Annotated in this window: 14 protein-coding genes; 3 read left to right on the forward strand and 11 right to left on the reverse strand. The window is 71.0% G+C overall.

Going from position 1 to position 15,219, the window contains the following annotated elements; translation table 11 throughout:
• Nucleotides 1-142: 142 nt before the first annotated feature.
• Nucleotides 143-421, reverse strand: a complete 279-nt coding sequence (locus tag ACZ45E_RS22545; protein WP_468223121.1) for a hypothetical protein — start codon at nt 419-421, stop codon at nt 143-145.
• A 42-nt stretch (nt 422-463) separates the two neighbouring features.
• Complete coding sequence (locus ACZ45E_RS22550) at nt 464-1,936, reverse strand: amino acid permease (protein ID WP_468223124.1); 1,473 nt, start codon at nt 1,934-1,936, stop codon at nt 464-466.
• Nucleotides 1,937-2,182: 246 nt separating this feature from the next.
• Between ACZ45E_RS22550 and ACZ45E_RS22555 the strand changes: the two genes are divergently transcribed.
• The gene (locus tag ACZ45E_RS22555; protein WP_468223126.1) at nt 2,183-2,944 is read left to right on the forward strand and encodes a MerR family transcriptional regulator; all 762 of its coding nucleotides are present in this window, start codon (nt 2,183-2,185) and stop codon (nt 2,942-2,944) included.
• 33 nt (nt 2,945-2,977) lie between these two features.
• On the opposite strand, the gene ACZ45E_RS22560 is transcribed toward ACZ45E_RS22555, so the two are convergent.
• The 4 genes from ACZ45E_RS22560 to ACZ45E_RS22575 all read right to left on the reverse strand — a co-directional run bounded on the left by ACZ45E_RS22560 (nt 2,978) and on the right by ACZ45E_RS22575 (nt 8,947).
• Nucleotides 2,978-5,149, reverse strand: coding sequence for a 3-hydroxyacyl-CoA dehydrogenase NAD-binding domain-containing protein (locus ACZ45E_RS22560; RefSeq protein ID WP_468223127.1), 2,172 nt, complete (start codon nt 5,147-5,149; stop codon nt 2,978-2,980).
• 240 nt (nt 5,150-5,389) lie between these two features.
• Nucleotides 5,390-6,604, reverse strand: a complete 1,215-nt coding sequence (locus tag ACZ45E_RS22565) for an acetyl-CoA C-acetyltransferase (RefSeq protein WP_468223129.1) — start codon at nt 6,602-6,604, stop codon at nt 5,390-5,392.
• Between the two features lie 37 nt (nt 6,605-6,641).
• Nucleotides 6,642-7,784, reverse strand: a complete 1,143-nt coding sequence (locus tag ACZ45E_RS22570; RefSeq protein WP_468223130.1) for an acyl-CoA dehydrogenase family protein — start codon at nt 7,782-7,784, stop codon at nt 6,642-6,644.
• Nucleotides 7,785-7,792: 8 nt separating this feature from the next.
• Nucleotides 7,793-8,947, reverse strand: coding sequence for a CaiB/BaiF CoA transferase family protein (locus ACZ45E_RS22575; protein WP_468223132.1), 1,155 nt, complete (start codon nt 8,945-8,947; stop codon nt 7,793-7,795).
• A gap of 182 nt (nt 8,948-9,129) precedes the next feature.
• Here ACZ45E_RS22575 and ACZ45E_RS22580 point away from each other — a divergent pair, with 182 nt between their 5' ends.
• Nucleotides 9,130-10,338 (forward strand): saccharopine dehydrogenase family protein, encoded by a 1,209-nt coding sequence (locus ACZ45E_RS22580; RefSeq protein WP_468223134.1) that lies wholly within the window; start codon nt 9,130-9,132, stop codon nt 10,336-10,338.
• A 4-nt stretch (nt 10,339-10,342) separates the two neighbouring features.
• Here ACZ45E_RS22580 and ACZ45E_RS22585 read toward each other — a convergent pair whose 3' ends face one another.
• Nucleotides 10,343-11,038: an endonuclease V gene (locus tag ACZ45E_RS22585; RefSeq protein WP_468223137.1), complete on the reverse strand. Its 696-nt coding sequence runs from the start codon at nt 11,036-11,038 to the stop codon at nt 10,343-10,345.
• A 46-nt stretch (nt 11,039-11,084) separates the two neighbouring features.
• On the opposite strand from ACZ45E_RS22585, the gene ACZ45E_RS22590 reads away from it, so the two are divergent.
• Entirely contained in the window at nt 11,085-11,546 is a 462-nt protein-coding gene (locus ACZ45E_RS22590; RefSeq protein ID WP_468223139.1) for a GNAT family N-acetyltransferase, read from the forward strand.
• A gap of 7 nt (nt 11,547-11,553) precedes the next feature.
• Here the strand turns inward: ACZ45E_RS22590 and ACZ45E_RS22595 are convergent, their stop codons facing one another.
• From ACZ45E_RS22595 to ACZ45E_RS22610, 4 genes are read right to left on the reverse strand one after another with little or no spacing between them, the layout of a single operon-like run.
• On the reverse strand, nt 11,554-12,240 hold the full coding sequence (locus ACZ45E_RS22595) for an MSMEG_1061 family FMN-dependent PPOX-type flavoprotein (protein WP_468223142.1): 687 nt from the start codon (nt 12,238-12,240) through the stop codon (nt 11,554-11,556).
• A 49-nt stretch (nt 12,241-12,289) separates the two neighbouring features.
• Nucleotides 12,290-13,105: an ABC transporter permease gene (locus ACZ45E_RS22600; RefSeq protein WP_468223143.1), complete on the reverse strand. Its 816-nt coding sequence runs from the start codon at nt 13,103-13,105 to the stop codon at nt 12,290-12,292.
• A 12-nt stretch (nt 13,106-13,117) separates the two neighbouring features.
• A complete protein-coding gene (locus tag ACZ45E_RS22605; RefSeq protein ID WP_468223146.1) occupies nt 13,118-13,972 on the reverse strand; it encodes an ABC transporter permease in 855 nt (284 codons plus the stop codon).
• Nucleotides 13,973-13,979: 7 nt separating this feature from the next.
• Nucleotides 13,980-15,191 (reverse strand): ABC transporter substrate-binding protein, encoded by a 1,212-nt coding sequence (locus tag ACZ45E_RS22610; protein ID WP_468223148.1) that lies wholly within the window; start codon nt 15,189-15,191, stop codon nt 13,980-13,982.
• Nucleotides 15,192-15,219: the final 28 nt, after the last annotated feature.

Here is a 15,219-nt window from a genome sequence, read left to right on the forward strand (position 1 = left end):
GTGCATTACGGTGGGGCATGAGGGCCTTCTGCTGGTTGGTGTAGATGTCGCAATCCACACCGAACCCGGAAGGCCCTCACCCGTTCAAGATCCCTCAGCCGAGACCTGCATCACCCGTCCACAACCTCCCGCGGCATTACACCTAGAGCTCACCGCCGTAGCGCTTGACCAGGTCGGAGGCGAGTTCGGCGACGCAGGTGCACAGGTCCGTGACGGCGGCGGTGTGCTCCGCGTCGGCCGCTGTGTGGGGGGTCGGCACGACGTGCGCCCGCAGGCTCGGGGGCACGGGCGGCGCCGGTGACGCCTGCGCCGCCCGGCGGGGGCGCCGCCGGACGGAGGCGACGAACGCCGTCGTCAACGCGGCCGCGAGAACGGCCGGTCGACCCGCCTTCAGGTGGACATCCCACGGAACCAGGGCCATGCCTGTGTCCTACCCGGTCGGCACACGGACGCAACGCGGTGACTAGTCGCCCTTGGGCGACTTCGTCCGCTCCTGCGCCGCTTCGCGCGCGATGCGGCGACGGGCGGCGAACCAGCCGACGACCAGCAGCAGTGCGACGACCGGGATCAGGGAGAGCGTCTTGCGGCCGGTCTCCGCGTCGTTCCACATGAGGCCGAGCACGAGGAGCAGGAAGGCGATCGTGACGATCTCGGTGACCGGGGACCACGGGAGGCGGAACGCGGGGCGCTCGACCAGGCCCTCCTTGGCCCGGCGGACGAACGCCAGGTGCGCGACCATGATCATGACCCAGGTGCCGATGATGCCGATCGAGGAGACCTCGATGACGATCTCGAAGGCGTCGTGCGGCAGGAGGTAGTTCAGGCCCACGCCGAGGACGCCGACGCCCGCGGTGAGCAGGATGCCGCCGTACGGCACCTGGCTGCGGTTCATCCTGGCGGTGAACTTCGGCGCGGAGCCGGACATCGCCATGGAGCGCAGGATGCGGCCGGTGGAGTACAGGCCGGAGTTGAGGCTGGACATGGCCGCGGTGAGCACGACCAGGTTCATGATGTCGCCGATGCCGCCGATGCCCAGTTTGCTGAACAGGGTGACGAACGGGCTCTCGTTCGACGAGTACGCCGTCGAGGGGAGCAGCAGGGCGAGCACGAGCACCGAGCCGCAGTAGAAGATGCCGACGCGCCACATGATCGAGTTCACCGCGCGCGGGACGACCTTGTGCGGCTCCGCCGTCTCGCCCGCGGCGACGCCCACCAGCTCCAGGGCGGCATAGGCGAAGACGACGCCCTGCATGACGAGGACCACCGACATCACGCCGCTCGGCATGAAGCCGCCATGATCCGTGATCATGCCGAGGCCGGGTGTCTGGCCGTCGACCGGGTGCTGCGTGGCTATCAGGAAGATGCCCACGAGCAGGAAGGCCACGAGGGTGGCCACCTTGATGATCGAGAACCAGAACTCCATCTCGCCGAAGTACTTCACGGAGATGAGGTTCACGCCGAGCACGACCGCGAGGGCGATGAGCGCCAGCACCCACTGCGGGACGCTGGTGAAGGCGCTCCAGTACTGCGTGTAGAGGGCGATCGCCGTGATGTCGGCGATACCGGTCATCGACCAGTTCAGGAAGTACATCCAACCGGCGACGTAGGCGCCCTTCTCGCCGAGGAACTCGCGCGCGTACGACACGAAGGACCCGGAGGAGGGCCGGTACACGACCATCTCGCCGAGGGCGCGCACGACCAGGTACGCGAAGACTCCGCAGAGGAGGTACGCGAAGACGAGGGCGGGGCCCGCCGAGTGGAGGCGGCCGCCGGCACCGAGGAAGAGTCCGGTGCCGATCGCGCCACCGATCGCGATCATGTTGACGTGACGGGCCTTGAGGTCCTTGCTGTAACCGGCGTCGCCCGCGTCGGCGGGCAGCTGGGCCGCCTCTGCGGGGGATGCGTCCACGGCCGTGTTGACGGCGTCCTTGCTCACGTGGGGGTGTCCACTCTGTGGTGCCCGGCGACACGCGGGTCGGCCGGGGTCCGGATGTGCTCCGGCCCGCGACACCCCTGACAGTGCGCGGACCGACTGTGCACCTTCCCCCAGAGATCACCGCACACGCGGTGGCGGAGATCACATAGCGGTTCTTCTCACAAAGCGATATGGGGACGCGTCGGGCTCTTTCACAACATCGGTGTCTCAGCAATACTGTTGAACCCGATCGACCCCGAGGCGGACATGACGACCGACACCACGACGGACATCGATGACGCCGAGGCGGCGTCCTCCCCCACGCTGACCGTCGACGAGCTGGCCGCGCGCGCGGGCGTCACCGTCCGCACGATCCGCTTCTACAGCACGCGCGGACTGCTGCCGCCGCCGGTGATCGGTCCCCGCCGGGTCGGTCACTACGGACAGGATCACCTGTCACGGCTGGCGCTGATCGAGGAGCTCCAGCACCAGGGCATGACGCTCGCCGCGATCGAGCGCTACCTGGAACAGCTGCCGACGGACCTCAGCGCCCACGACCTGGCCATCCACCGCGCCCTTGTGGCGAGCTGGGCCCCGGACACGGCCGAGGACATGGAGCGCGCGGAGCTGGAGCGGCGGGCGGGCCGCGCCCTGTCCGGCACCGACCTGGACCGGCTGGCCGCGATGGGCGTCATCGCGTACGAGGAGGACAGCGACGCGTACCGCGTGGACGTGAGCCTGCTCCGGCTCGGTGTGCAGCTGCTCGGCGTGCCGATCGCGCACGAGACGATCCTGGCGGCGCGCACCGTCCTGCTGGAGCACACGCGGCAGACGGCGCACGAGCTGTCGCGGCTCTTCCGGGACGAGGTGTGGGGGCCCTACCGGGAGCGCGAGTCGGATCCGCAGCACGTCGCGGCGATGAGGTCGCTGTCGGCCCACATGCAGCCGATGGTCGTGCAGGCGCTGGTGACGGCGTTCCAGCGGTCGCTGAAGGAGGAGCTGCGGGAGGCGTTCCGCGCCGAGGGCTGAGCGCCCGGGGGAACGCCTCCCGCGACCGGCGGGTCAGTCCGTGAAGGTCTCGCCCTTCTCCGCCTTCTCCACGAGCAGCGCGGGCGGCAGGAACCGGTCGCCGTAGCGCTCGGCCAGCTCGCGCGCGCGGGCGACGAATCCGGTGAGGCCGCCCTCGTAGCCGTTGATGTACTGGAGGACGCCGCCGGTCCAGCCGGGGAAGCCGATGCCGAAGATGGAGCCGATGTTGGCGTCGGCGACGGACGTCAGGACGCCTTCCTCCACGAGCCGCACCGTGTCGAGTGCCTCCGAGAAGAGCATGCGTTCCTGCATGTCCTCGAACGGGATCTCGGCGCCGGGCTTCGTGAAGTGCTCGCGCAGGCCGGGCCAGAGGCCGGTGCGCTTGCCGTCCTCGCCGTACTCGTAGAAGCCGGCGCCGCCGCTGCGTCCCGGGCGCCCGAATTCGTCGACCATCCGGTCGATGACACCCTCGGCCGGGTGCGGGGTCCAGGTGCCGCCCTCCGCCTCGATCGCCGCCTGCGTCTCCTTGCGGATCTTGCGGGGCAGGGTGAGGGTCAGCTCGTCCATCAGGGAGAGCACCTTGGCCGGGTAGCCCGCCTGGGCCGCCGCCTGCTCGACGGAGGCGGGCTCGATGCCCTCACCGACCATGGCGATGCCCTCGTTCATGAACTGGCCGATGACGCGCGAGGTGAAGAAGCCGCGCGAGTCGTTGACGACGATCGGCGTCTTGTTGATCTGCCGTACGAGGTCGAAGGCGCGGGCGAGCGCCTCGTCGCCGGTCCGCTCCCCCTTGATGATCTCGACGAGCGGCATCTTGTCGACGGGCGAGAAGAAGTGCAGGCCGATGAAGTCGGCGCGGCGCTCGACGCCCTCGGCGAGGACGCTGATCGGCAGCGTGGAGGTGTTGGAGCAGAGCAGCGCGTCGGGGGCGACGACGTGCTGGATCTCCTGGAAGACCTTGTGCTTGAGCGCCGGGTCCTCGAAGACGGCCTCGATGACGGCGTCGCAGCCGGCGAGCGCCTGCGGGTCGGCGGCGGGTGTGATGCGGGCGAGCAGCGCGTCCGCCTTCTCCTGTGTCGTACGGCCGCGGGTGACGGCCTTGGCGCAGAGCTTCTCGGAGTACGCCTTGCCCTTGGCGGCGGCCTCGGCCGACACGTCCTTGAGGACGACCTCGATGCCCGCGCGGGCGCAGGAGTAGGCGATGCCCGCGCCCATCATGCCGGCGCCCAGCACGGCGACCTTCCGGACCTTGCGGGGCTCGATGCCCTGGGGGCGGTTGGCTCCCGAGTTCACGGCCTGGAGGTCGAAGAAGAACGCCTGGATCATGTTCTTCGCGGTCTGGCCGGTGACCAGCTCGGTGAAGTAGCGGGCCTCGATGGTCAGGGCCGTCTCGAAGTCGACCTGGGAGCCCTCGACGGCGGCCGCGAGGATGTTGCGCGGGGCCGGGTAGGGCGCGCCGTTCAGCTGCTTCTTGAGGTTGGCGGGGAACGCCGGGAGGTTCGCGGCGAACTTCGGGTTCGCCGGGGTGCCGCCGGGGATGCGGTAGCCCGGCTTGTCCCAGGGCTGCTGCGACTCGGGGTTGGCGTCGATGAAGGCGCGGGCCTTCTCGGTCATCTCCTCGGGGGTGGTGGCCAGTTCGTGGATCAGGCCGTTCTCCAGGGCTCGCTTCGGGGCGTACTGGGTGCCCTGGAGCAGCACCTTGAGGAGGGCGTCGGCGATGCCCATGAGGCGGACGGTGCGGGTGACGCCGCCGCCGGCCGGGAGCAGGCCCAGGGTGACCTCGGGCAGGCCGATCTTGGAGCCGGGGGCGTCGAGGGCGACGCGGTGGTGGCTGGCCAGCGCGATCTCGTACCCGCCGCCGAGGGCAGCGCCGTTGATGGCTGCGACGACGGGCTTGCCGAGGGTCTCGATGCGGCGCAGCGAGTTCTTGATGCCGAGGCCGGTCTCGAAGACGGCCTGGGCGTCCTCGGGGCCCGCCTTCACCATGTCCTTCAGGTCACCGCCCGCGAAGAAGGTCTTCTTGGCGGAGGTGTAGATGATGCCCCTGATGGAGTCGCGCTCCGCCTCCGCGCGGTCGGCGATGGCGGCGATGGAGTCCTTGAACGCCTGGTTCATGGTGTTCGCGGACTGGTTCGGGTCGTCGAGGACGAGGGTGACGATGCCGGTCTCGTCCTGTTCCCAGCGGATGGTTGTGCTGGCGGTCATTTGGGGTCTCCGTGACGTTTCGTGCGGGGGGTTTTGGGCGGGATCTGGGGAGGGGACGGTGTCTCGTCGCCGAGTGCGGGCTTCGTCGTGGCTGGTCGCGCAGTTCCCCGCGCCCCTGAAAGGCGCACTCCGTGCGCCCTGATGGGGCTGCGGCGCAGCCGCATGCTCCAGGGGCGCGGGGAACTGCGCGAGAAGCCCCACCGGGCGGCACCCGGCAGCGAAAGGCTCGCCCCGGCGGCGCTACACCCGTTCCACGATCGTGGCGATCCCCATCCCACCCCCGACGCACAACGTGGCCAGCCCGTACCGGAGGTCCCGCCGCTCCAGCTCGTCCACGAGCGTGCCGAGGATCATCGCCCCGGTCGCGCCCAGCGGGTGCCCGAGCGCGATCGCGCCGCCGTTGACGTTGACCTTGTCGAGCGACAGGCCCATGTCCTTCACGAAGCGGAGCACCACCGCGGCGAACGCCTCGTTGATCTCGACGAGGTCGATGTCGTCGATGGTCAGGCCCGCCTTGGCGAGCGCCTTGCGGGTCGCGGGCGCGGGGCCGGTGAGCATGATGGTCGGCTCGGAGCCGGAGACGGCCACGGAGACGACGCGGGCGCGCGGGGTCAGCTCGTAGCGCTCGCCGACCTCCCGGGAGCCGATGGCGACCAGCGACGCGCCGTCGACGATGCCGGAGGAGTTGCCCGCGTGGTGCACGTGGTCGATCTTCTCGACCCAGTGGTACTTCTGGAGCGCGACGGCGTCGAAGCCGCCCAGGTCGCCGATGTCCTTGAAGGACGGCTTGAGCTTGGCCAGGGAGTCGGCGGTCGTGCCGGGGCGCAGGAACTCGTCGTGGTCGAGGACGGTCAGGCCGCTGCGGTCCCTGACCGGGACGATCGACCGGTCGAAGCGCCCGTCCTTCACCGCGGCGGCGGCCCGCTCCTGGGAGAGCGCCGCGTACTCGTCCACGTCGCGCCGCGAGAACCCCTCGATGGTGGCGATGAGGTCGGCGCCGATGCCCTGCGGCACGAAGCCGGTCTCGAAGTTGGTCATGGGGTCGGCGAACCAGGCGCCGCCGTCGGAGGCCATCGGCACCCGCGACATCGACTCGACACCACCGGCGAGGACGAGGTCCTCCCAGCCGGAGCGGACCTTCATCGCCGCCAGGTTGACGGCTTCCAGGCCCGAGGCACAGAAGCGGTTCTCCTGGACGCCGGCGACCGTGTCGGGCAGACCCGCCGCGATGGCGGCGACGCGCGCGATGTCGGAGCCCTGGTCGCCGACGGGGCCCACGACGCCGAGCACGATGTCGTCGATCGCGGCGGGGTCCAGACCGGGGAAGCGGGCCTGGATCTCGTGGATGAGACCGACGACGAGGTCGATCGGCTTGGTGCCGTGCAGGGAGCCGGCGGCCTTGCCCCGGCCGCGCGGGGTGCGGATCGCGTCGTACACGTACGCGTCAGTGGTCACGGAAGTGCCTTTCGGAACATCGGAACGAGGGTGAGGGTCAGGACAGCAGCGAACGCCCGATGATCTCCTTCATGATCTCGGTCGTGCCGCCGTAGATGGTCTGGATACGCCCGTCGGTGAAGGCTTTCGCGACGCGGTACTCCGTCATGTACCCGTATCCGCCGTGCAGTTGGAGGCAGCGGTCGGCGACGCGCTTCTGCAGCTCGGTCGCCCACCACTTGGCCATGGAGGCGTGCACCGCGTCGAGGGTGCCGGCCGCGTGGTCCTCGATGCAGCGGTCGAGGAACGCGCGGGTGACGGCGCACTCGGTGGCCATCTCGGCGATCTCGAACCGGATGTGCTGGAGCTTGGCGAGGGGCCGGCCGAACGCCTCACGCTCCTTGACGTACGTCGTGGTGATCTCCAGCAGATGCTCGGCGGCGGCGATGGCGGCGACGGCGATGCCCATGCGCTCCTGCGCGAGGTTGGTCATCAGGTGGATGAAGGCACCGTTGGTCTCGCCGAGCAGATTCTCCTTCGGGACGCGGACGTCGTCGAAGAACAGTTCGGCCGTGTCCTGCGCCTTCTGACCGATCTTGTCGAGATTGCGGCCCCGCTCGAAGCCGTCGGTGCCGCGCTCGACGACGAGGAGCGACAGCCCGTGGGCGCCGCCTTCCTGCGTGGTCTTGGCGACGACGATGACGAGGTCGGCGAGGATGCCGTTGGAGATGAACGTCTTGGAGCCGTTGAGCAGCCAGTGGTCGCCCTTGTCCTCGGCGGTGGTGCGGATGCCCTGGAGGTCGGATCCGGCGCCGGGTTCGGTCATCGCGATGGCGGTGATCGTCGAGCCGTCGCAGAACCCGGGCAGCCAGCGCCTCTTCTGCTCCTCGGTCCCGAGGGAGGTCAGGTAGGGGCCGATGATGTCGTTGTGCAGGCCGATGGCGAGTCCGGCGGCGCCCGCGCGCGTGAACTCCTCGGCCAGGACGGCGCTGTAGCGGAAGTCGGTGGTGCCGCCGCCCCCGTACTCCTCGGGCACGGCGAGGCCGAGGAGCCCCTGGCGGCCGGCGGCGAGCCATGCCTCGCGCGCGACGATGCCGTCCTGCTCCCACTGCTCGTAGTGCGGAGTCACCTCCTTGGCGAGGAAGGTGCGGACGGTCTCGCGGAACGCCTCGTGCTCGGCGCTGAACAGGCGTCGCTCCATGCTGACGATCAACTGCCTTTCTTCGGGGTGTCGGTGGGCCCGTTCAGTTCCGGTACGCCCCAGTCGCGGGCGACCGCCGCGGTGTCGGCGCCCGGCAGGGCGGGGCCCGAGCGGACGGCGGTGGGGGTGGCGGAGAAGCGGGGCGCGGGTGCGGGCTGGGTGATGCCGCTGTGGTCGACGAAGGTGGCGCGGGCGGCGAGGTGCGGGTGGCCTGGGGCCTCGCGCAGCGAGAGGACCGGGGCCACGCAGGCGTCGGAGCCCTCGAAGACGCGCGTCCACTCGTCCCTCGTACGCTGCTTGAAGCGGGCGGCGACGGCCTCGCGCAGCTCGCCCCAGCGGTCCAGGTCCCACCGCGCGGGCGCGATGTCGGCCAGGCCCATGAGGTCGGCGAACTCGTCGTAGAACTGCTGCTCAAGGGCGCCGACGGCCATGTACTGGCCGTCGGCGGTCTCGTAGGTGCCGTAGAAGGGGCAGCCGCCGTCGAGGAGGTTGGCGCCGCGCCGGTCCTGCCAGCCGCCGGCCGCGAGCATGCCGTGGATCATCGAGGCGAGGTGCGAGGTGCCGTCGACGATCGCGGCGTCGACGACCTGTCCCGCGCCGGTGGCGCGGGCGTGGTGGAGGGCGGCGAGGACACCGACGACCAGGTAGAGCGAGCCGCCGGCGTAGTCCCCGACGAGGTTGGCGGGGACGGTCGGCGGCTCGTCGGGCTTCCCGATCATGCCGAGGGTGCCGGTGAGCGCGATGTAGGCGATGTCGTGCCCGGCGCGCTGGGCGAGCGGGCCTTCCTGGCCCCAGCCGGTCATCCGGCCGTAGACGAGCTTCGGATTGCGGGCGTGGCAGGCGTCGGGCCCCACGCCGAGGCGTTCGGCGACGCCGGGCCGGTAGCCCTCGATCAGCACGTCGGCGCGGTCGACGAGGCGCAGCACGCGCTCGGCGCCGTCCGCGGCCTTCAGGTCGACGATCACGGACCGCTTGTTGCGGTTGGTGATGTCGTACGCCGGGTCGATCGCGAGCCCCGCGCCGCCGGGCCGGTCGACCCGTACGACATCGGCGCCCAGGTCGGCGAGGAGCATCGCGGCGAACGGCCCCGGGCCGATACCGGCGAGCTCGACCACGCGCACCCCGGCGAGAGGGCCGCCGACTCCCTTGCCTGCCACTGCCATCCGGCCACGCCCCCAGTCTGTGACACAACTGATGTAACACCAGTGATGCTATGAACCCGGCCCGGCCAGCACAACCCCCGACGAGCAAGCGCTTAGCCAATTCGCGGCCCGCCAGGGCTCCCGGCCGGCGCGCACGCTAGCCTCGGCCACCGACAACGGCACGGAACGCGGTGAGGGGTGTCATGCACAGGACTGAGAACCCTGGAAGCCTTGGGAACACGGACAGGGCGTACGACGTGGTGCTGTTCGGGGCGACGGGCTTCGTGGGGATGCTCACCGCCGAGTATCTGGCGGCGCACGCCCCGGAGGGGCTGCGCTGGGCGATCGCGGGCCGCGACCTGAACAAGCTGGAGCGGCTGCGCGAACAGCTCACCGGCATCGACCCGGCCTGTGCGGTGCTGCCGCTGGAGCGGGCGGACGTGGCCGACGCGGCGTCCCTGCGCGAACTCGCCACCCGCACGCGCGTGGTGGCCACGACGGTGGGCCCGTACCTGGAGTACGGCGAGGGGCTGGTGGCCGCGTGTGCCGAGGCCGGCACCGACTACGTGGACCTCACCGGCGAGCCCGAGTTCGTGGACCGCATGTACGTACGGCACGACGCCCGCGCGCGCGAGACGGGCGCCCGCCTGGTGCACGCGTGCGGCTTCGACTCGGTCCCGCACGACCTGGGCGCGTACTTCACGGTGCAGCGGCTGCCGGAGGGGGTGCCGCTGCGGGTCGACGGGTTCGTCCGGACGAACGCCACACTGTCGGGCGGTACGTTCGCGTCCGCGCTGAACCAGTTCGGGCGCGCCCGGCAGATGCTCGCCGCGCAGCAGGACCGGCGGCGTCACCAGCCCCGGCTCGTCGGGCGCACCGCGTACGCGCCGACGGGAACGCCGCGGTTCGCCAAGGAGATCGGGGCGTGGGCCCTGCCGCTGCCGACCATCGATCCGCAGGTCGTGCAGCGCTCCGCGCGGGCCCTGGAGCGCTACGGCCCCGACTTCCGCTACCGGCACTACGCGGCTGTGAAGACGCTGCCGTTCGCGGTGGGCGGCGTCGCCGCGGCCGGAGCGCTGTTCGCGGCGGCGCAGGTGCCGCCCGCCCGGCGCTGGCTGGCCGGCCGGCTGCTGCCCGGCGCCGGGCCCGGCGAGGCGCGCCGGGCCAAGAGCTGGTTCTCGGTGCGGTTCGTGGGCGAGGGCGGCGGGCGCCGGGTCTTCACGGAGGTCTCCGGCGGGGACCCGGGGTACGGGGAGACCGCGAAGATGCTGGCGGAGTCCGCGATGTGCCTGGCCGAGGACGAACTCCCCGCCACCGCGGGGCAGGTGACCACCGCCGTGGCGATGGGGGACGCGCTGATCGGCCGGCTCCGCGCGGCCGGGCTCGGCTTCCGGGTCGCGGCGGAGCGGTGAGGGCTCACTGCCGGGTGAGGTCGAGGAGCGCGTCGCGGCACAGCCGGTCGGCCCTGCGGGTCGTCTCGGGCAGCCGGTAGGCGGGGGTCAGGGCGAGCGTGTGCGCGCACGCGCCCGCCAGGGAGATCCGGTGGCCCACCGAGACGTACACCGGCTTCACGCCGTCGCGGGTGCGTACGGCGCGGCCGACCTCCTCGTCGCCGTCCGTCAGCGCGACGGTGCTGCCCCGCGCGCGTCCCAACTCGCCGTGCGTGAAGGCGAACGGGTTCTTGGCGACGCCCATCGTGGGCAGTCCGGTGACCACGCCGAGGTGGCTCGCGAGTCCGAAGCGGCGCGGGTGGGCGAGCCCGTAGCCGTCGCACACCACGAGGCCCGGATCGGTGCGCAGCGCCTCCAGCGCGCCGAGCACCGCCGGGATCTCACGGAAGGCCAACAGGCCCGGCACGTAGGGGAAGGCGACGCGCCCGACGGCCGTGGCCTCCTCGACGACGTCGAGCGTCGCGGCGTCCAGCACGACCGCGGCCGCGGCGACGAGGTCGCGGGCGTCGTCGTACGCGACGTCGATCCCGGTGACCGTGCCCGTCCCCGGCGCCGGTCCTGCCTCGTCCCGTACCACGCGGCCGCGCAACGCGTCCTGCGTCGCGCGCGCAGCCGTCTCGTCCGTCGGCCAGCCCTCGGGGATCCCCGTGATCGTCCGCATGCGCCAACCCTAGAAGCCCTGGACGCCAGCCCCTAGCATGTAATGCATGAGGACTACTACTGACCCTTACGCCGCTGACTCTTACGCCGCTGATCCTTATGTCATCAGCGAAGGCGTCCCGCCGGTCGACGTCTTCCGGCGGCTACGGACGGACGCGGGGCTCTCCGACAAGTCACCCGAGGCCGTCGCGCTCGCGCTGCCGAACACCTGGTACGGGGTGGTGCTGCGGCACGCGGGCGAGCCGATCGGGATGGGCCGGATCATCGGGGACGGGGGCACGGCGTTCCACATCGTCGACATCTGCGTGCACCCCGACCACCAGGGCCGGGGCCTCGGGAAGCGGATCATGGCCGCGCTGACCGAGGAGCTGGACCGCCGGGCGCCCGCGACCGCGTACGTCTCGCTGGTCGCGGACGGTCCGGCGAAGTTCCTCTACGAGAAGTTCGGCTTCGTCGAGACGTCCTCGTACGGCTCGGTGGGCATGTCCCGCATGATCGGGGCCGGTTGAGCCGCTCTCACACCGCTTCAGCGCGGCCCGCGCTCTCCCAGGTCAGCGGCGCCCACAGGCCCGAGCGGCGCAGCGACTGCGGGCAGTGGAGGTAGATGTCGTCGATGTCCAGGAGCAGCGCGAGCGCGGGCCGCTGCCCCTTGACGGCCATGGCGTCGAAGAAGGGGGCGTCGGTGAGGATGCGGGCCCGACCGTTGATCCGCAGGACGTCGGTGGCGCCGGGTATCAGGAAGAGCAGGCCGGCGTGCGGGTTCTCCAGGATGTTGTGGAAGCTGTCGCCACGGCGGTTGCCTGGCCGGTCCGGCAGGGCGATGGTGCCGTCGTCGATCACGTGCGCGAAGCCCGGGCCGTCACCGCGAGGCGATACGTCACAGTTGCCGCGGGCGTCGGCCGTGGAGAGCAGGCAGAACGGCGAGCGGGCCAGCAACTCCCGGTCGCGGTCGTCGAGCCGGCCGTGCACCTTGTCGATCACGATCGGGTGCGGCTCGCCCAGGATCTCGCGCAACTGGGCCGCCGACCGCAGTTCCACGCGGCCGTCCCCCGGCTCGCGGGGTGGCTCGGGCGCGAGAGTGTCCGTGATGTGCAGCAAACCGACTCCAGGTTTCGTGCGGGCCTTCGGCGGCGCTCGCGGGGTGGCCGCCAGAGTAGTTGCCCGATGAATCGTCTTGAGTGTGAGGCTGAAACCGGATCTCATCCGGTGTCGCTGTTCGCACGGGCCCTGAAGTGGAGCGGGCGCGGGGCCGCTACCCCCGGCTGCCCGCCGTCGTGTCGGAGGACAGCCGCTGCGCCACGTAGACCGGGATCACCGACAACAGGACGAGGACGACGGCGACGACGTTGACCACGGGGGCCTGCTGCGGTCTGGCCATGTTGGAGAAGATCCACAGCGGGAGCGTGCTCACACCGGCGCCCGCCGTGAACGTCGTGACCACGATCTCGTCGAAGGACAGCGCGAACGCGAGGAGTCCGCCGGCCGCCAGCGCCGAGCGGGTCAGCGGGAAGGTGACGGTGCGGAACGTGCGGAAGGCGCCCGCGCCCAGGTCCATGGCCGCCTCCTCGTAGGAGCCCGGCAGGCGGCGCAGCCGGGCGGCGACGTTGTTGAAGACGATGACGACGCAGAACGTGGCGTGCCCGACGACGACCGTGAACAGGCCGAGGCCGATCCCGAGCGGTTCCAGGACCGTGCGGAAGGCCGTGTTGAGGGCGACGCCGGTGATGATGCCGGGCAGCGCGATGGGCAGGACGACCACGAAGGAGATCGCCTCCCGGCCGAAGAAGCGGTGCCGGGCGACCGCGTGGGCGGCGAGCGTGCCGAGGACGAGGGCGATGACCGTGGCGCCGAGGCCCGCCTTCACCGAGGTCCACAGGGCGTCCCGGGCGCCCTCGCTGTGCCAGGCCTCACGCCACCAGCGCAGGGTGAGGCCGCTCGGCGGCCAGCTCGAACTCCGGTCTCGGCTCAGGGAATTGACGACGACCAGGAGCAGCGGGACGTAGATGACGGTGAAGCCGACGAGGGCGCCGACGCGGAGCGCGATGCGCGCGGGGCGGGACAGGTGCACCACGGGCTCCCTTCAGAGGCTGCCGAGCGCGCCGGTGCGGCGCACGGCGAGCAGGTAGAGGACGATCACGACGACGGGCACGGTGCCGAGGGCGGCGGCCAGCGGCAGGTCCAGCGTGATGTTGGAGTAGACGACGTTGCCGATCAACTGGGTCTTGCCGCCCACGATCTGTACGGCGATGTAGTCGCCGAGGCTGAGCGAGAACGTGAAGACGGAGCCCGCGGCGACGGACGGCAGGACGAGCGGCAGCAGGACCGTGCGGAAGGTGCGCCAGGTGCGGGCGCCGAGATCGGCGGAGGCGTCGAGCAGGCTGTCGGGGACGCGTTCGAGGCCCGCGTGGATCGGCAGGATCATGTACGGCAGCCACAGGTAGGTCAGGACGAGGACCGTCGCGGTGAGTCCGTACCCGGGCCCGCCGATCCCGAACGGCCGCAACAGCCAGTCCAGCAGGCCCCCTTGGGCGAGCATGACGCGCCACGCGTAGGCCTTGACGAGGTAGCTCGCCCACAGCGGGGTGAGGATGGCGACGACGAGCAGCGGGCGCCACCGGGGGCGGGCGACGCGCGCCGTGTAGAAGGCGATCGGGAAAGCGAGCACGACGCACAGCGCCGTGACGCCGAGGGCGACTCCTATGCTGCGCAGGGCGACTTGGCGGTACACGTCCGTCGTGAACAGGGTCCGGAAGTTGTCGAGGGTCCAGGTGCGCACGATGTCCGACGTGAACGGGTCCGTGGTCCACAGACCCGACAGGAACAGCACCGCGAGGGACCCGAGGTAGGCGACGACGAGCCAGGTCAGGGGCGCCGCGAGGAGCAGGGCGAGGCGTAGCCGGGGTCTGCGGTGCAGCGCCCCGGCGGCCTTCTTCACGAGCCCCTCAGCCCTTGATCTCGGTCCACGCCTGCACCCACTTCGCGTACGGCACGCAGGTGACGTCGGTACGACCGTCGAGGCACTGCGGAATGGGCGTGGTCCAGAAGTGGACCCGCTTCCAGTAGGCGGCGTCGTCGGCGTGGTAGGTCGCGCAGTGCTGTTTGTCGGCGGTCCGCGCGCAGGCTTCGGCGTTCGACGGGGCCTCGCCGAAGTACTCGGCCACCTGGGCGTTGGCCGTGGGCGAGACGATCCAGTCGAGCCATTTGTAGGCGCAGGCGGGGTGCTTCGCCTTCGCGGAGACCATCCAGGTGTCGGACCAGCCGGTGGCGCCCTCCTTGGGAAGGACGGCCTTGACGGGGGCCTGCTCGGCCTGGGCGGTGTTCACGATGACCTGCCAGCTGGTGCCGATCACCGAGTCGCCGCTCTTGAAGGCGGAGATCTCCTTCAGGTAGTCGCTCCAGTACTCGCCGACGTTCCCGTTCTGCTTCTTCAACAGGTCCACCGCGGCGTCGAACTGCTTCTGGTCGAGCGCGTACGGGTCCTTGATGCCGAGGCCCGGCCGGGTCTTCATGAGGTACAGCGCGGCGTCGGCGAGGTAGATCGGCGAGTCGTACGCGGTGACCTTGCCCCGGTACGCGGACGCGTCGTCGAAGACGGCCTTCCAGGAGTCGGGGGGCGGGGAGACCTTGTCGGTGCGGTACATGAGGAGGTTGGCGCCGCGGCCGTGCGGGATGCCGTAGGCGACGTTCTTGACGGAGTTCCAGGGCTGCATCTTCAACCCGGGGAAGATATCGGCGTAGTTGGGCACGAGAGCGGTGTTGACGGGGGCCGCGTCGCCGGAGGCGATCAGGCGGAGAGAGGCGTCGCCGGAGGCGGAGACGGCGTCGTACTGGCCGGTCTTCATCAGGTTGACCATCTCGTCGGAGGTCCCGGCGACCTTGGTGCTGACCTGACAGCCCGTCCGTTTCTCGAACGGGGTGACCCAGTCGACCTTCGGGTCGTTCGACCCGTCCTCGGCGTAACCGGCCCAGGCGATGAGGTCGACCCTGCCCTCGGTCTTGCCGAGGGAGGTGGGCGCGGACAGTTTCGGCGGGGTGAAGCCCCGCCCGCCTGGCGCGCCGCCGGAGCCGCCTCCCCCGTCGTCGGACGAGCCGCAGGCGGTGGCGAGCAGCAGCGCGCCGAGGGCGGCGGCCATGAGGGTTCGGGGTGCGCGCACGAGGTCTCCCTGTCGGTCGATTCGCGTG

Source organism: Streptomyces sp. NPDC030991 (genome assembly GCF_055571235.1).

What these genes read in the sequence shown, in the direction of transcription:
- ACZ45E_RS22545 (WP_468223121.1), bottom strand. Translation starts at nt 421, where the DNA reads ATGGCCCTGGTTCCGTGGGATGTCCACCTGAAGGCGGGTCGACCGGCC.
- ACZ45E_RS22595 (WP_468223142.1), bottom strand. Translation starts at nt 12,240, where the DNA reads ATGAGATCCGGTTTCAGCCTCACACTCAAGACGATTCATCGGGCAACT.
- ACZ45E_RS22570 (WP_468223130.1), bottom strand. Translation starts at nt 7,784, where the DNA reads ATGGAGCGACGCCTGTTCAGCGCCGAGCACGAGGCGTTCCGCGAGACC.
- ACZ45E_RS22575 (WP_468223132.1), bottom strand. Translation starts at nt 8,947, where the DNA reads ATGGCAGTGGCAGGCAAGGGAGTCGGCGGCCCTCTCGCCGGGGTGCGC.
- ACZ45E_RS22555 (WP_468223126.1), top strand. Translation starts at nt 2,183, where the DNA reads ATGACGACCGACACCACGACGGACATCGATGACGCCGAGGCGGCGTCC.
- ACZ45E_RS22560 (WP_468223127.1), bottom strand. Translation starts at nt 5,149, where the DNA reads ATGACCGCCAGCACAACCATCCGCTGGGAACAGGACGAGACCGGCATC.
- ACZ45E_RS22580 (WP_468223134.1), top strand. Translation starts at nt 9,130, where the DNA reads ATGCACAGGACTGAGAACCCTGGAAGCCTTGGGAACACGGACAGGGCG.
- ACZ45E_RS22590 (WP_468223139.1), top strand. Translation starts at nt 11,085, where the DNA reads ATGAGGACTACTACTGACCCTTACGCCGCTGACTCTTACGCCGCTGAT.
- ACZ45E_RS22585 (WP_468223137.1), bottom strand. Translation starts at nt 11,038, where the DNA reads ATGCGGACGATCACGGGGATCCCCGAGGGCTGGCCGACGGACGAGACG.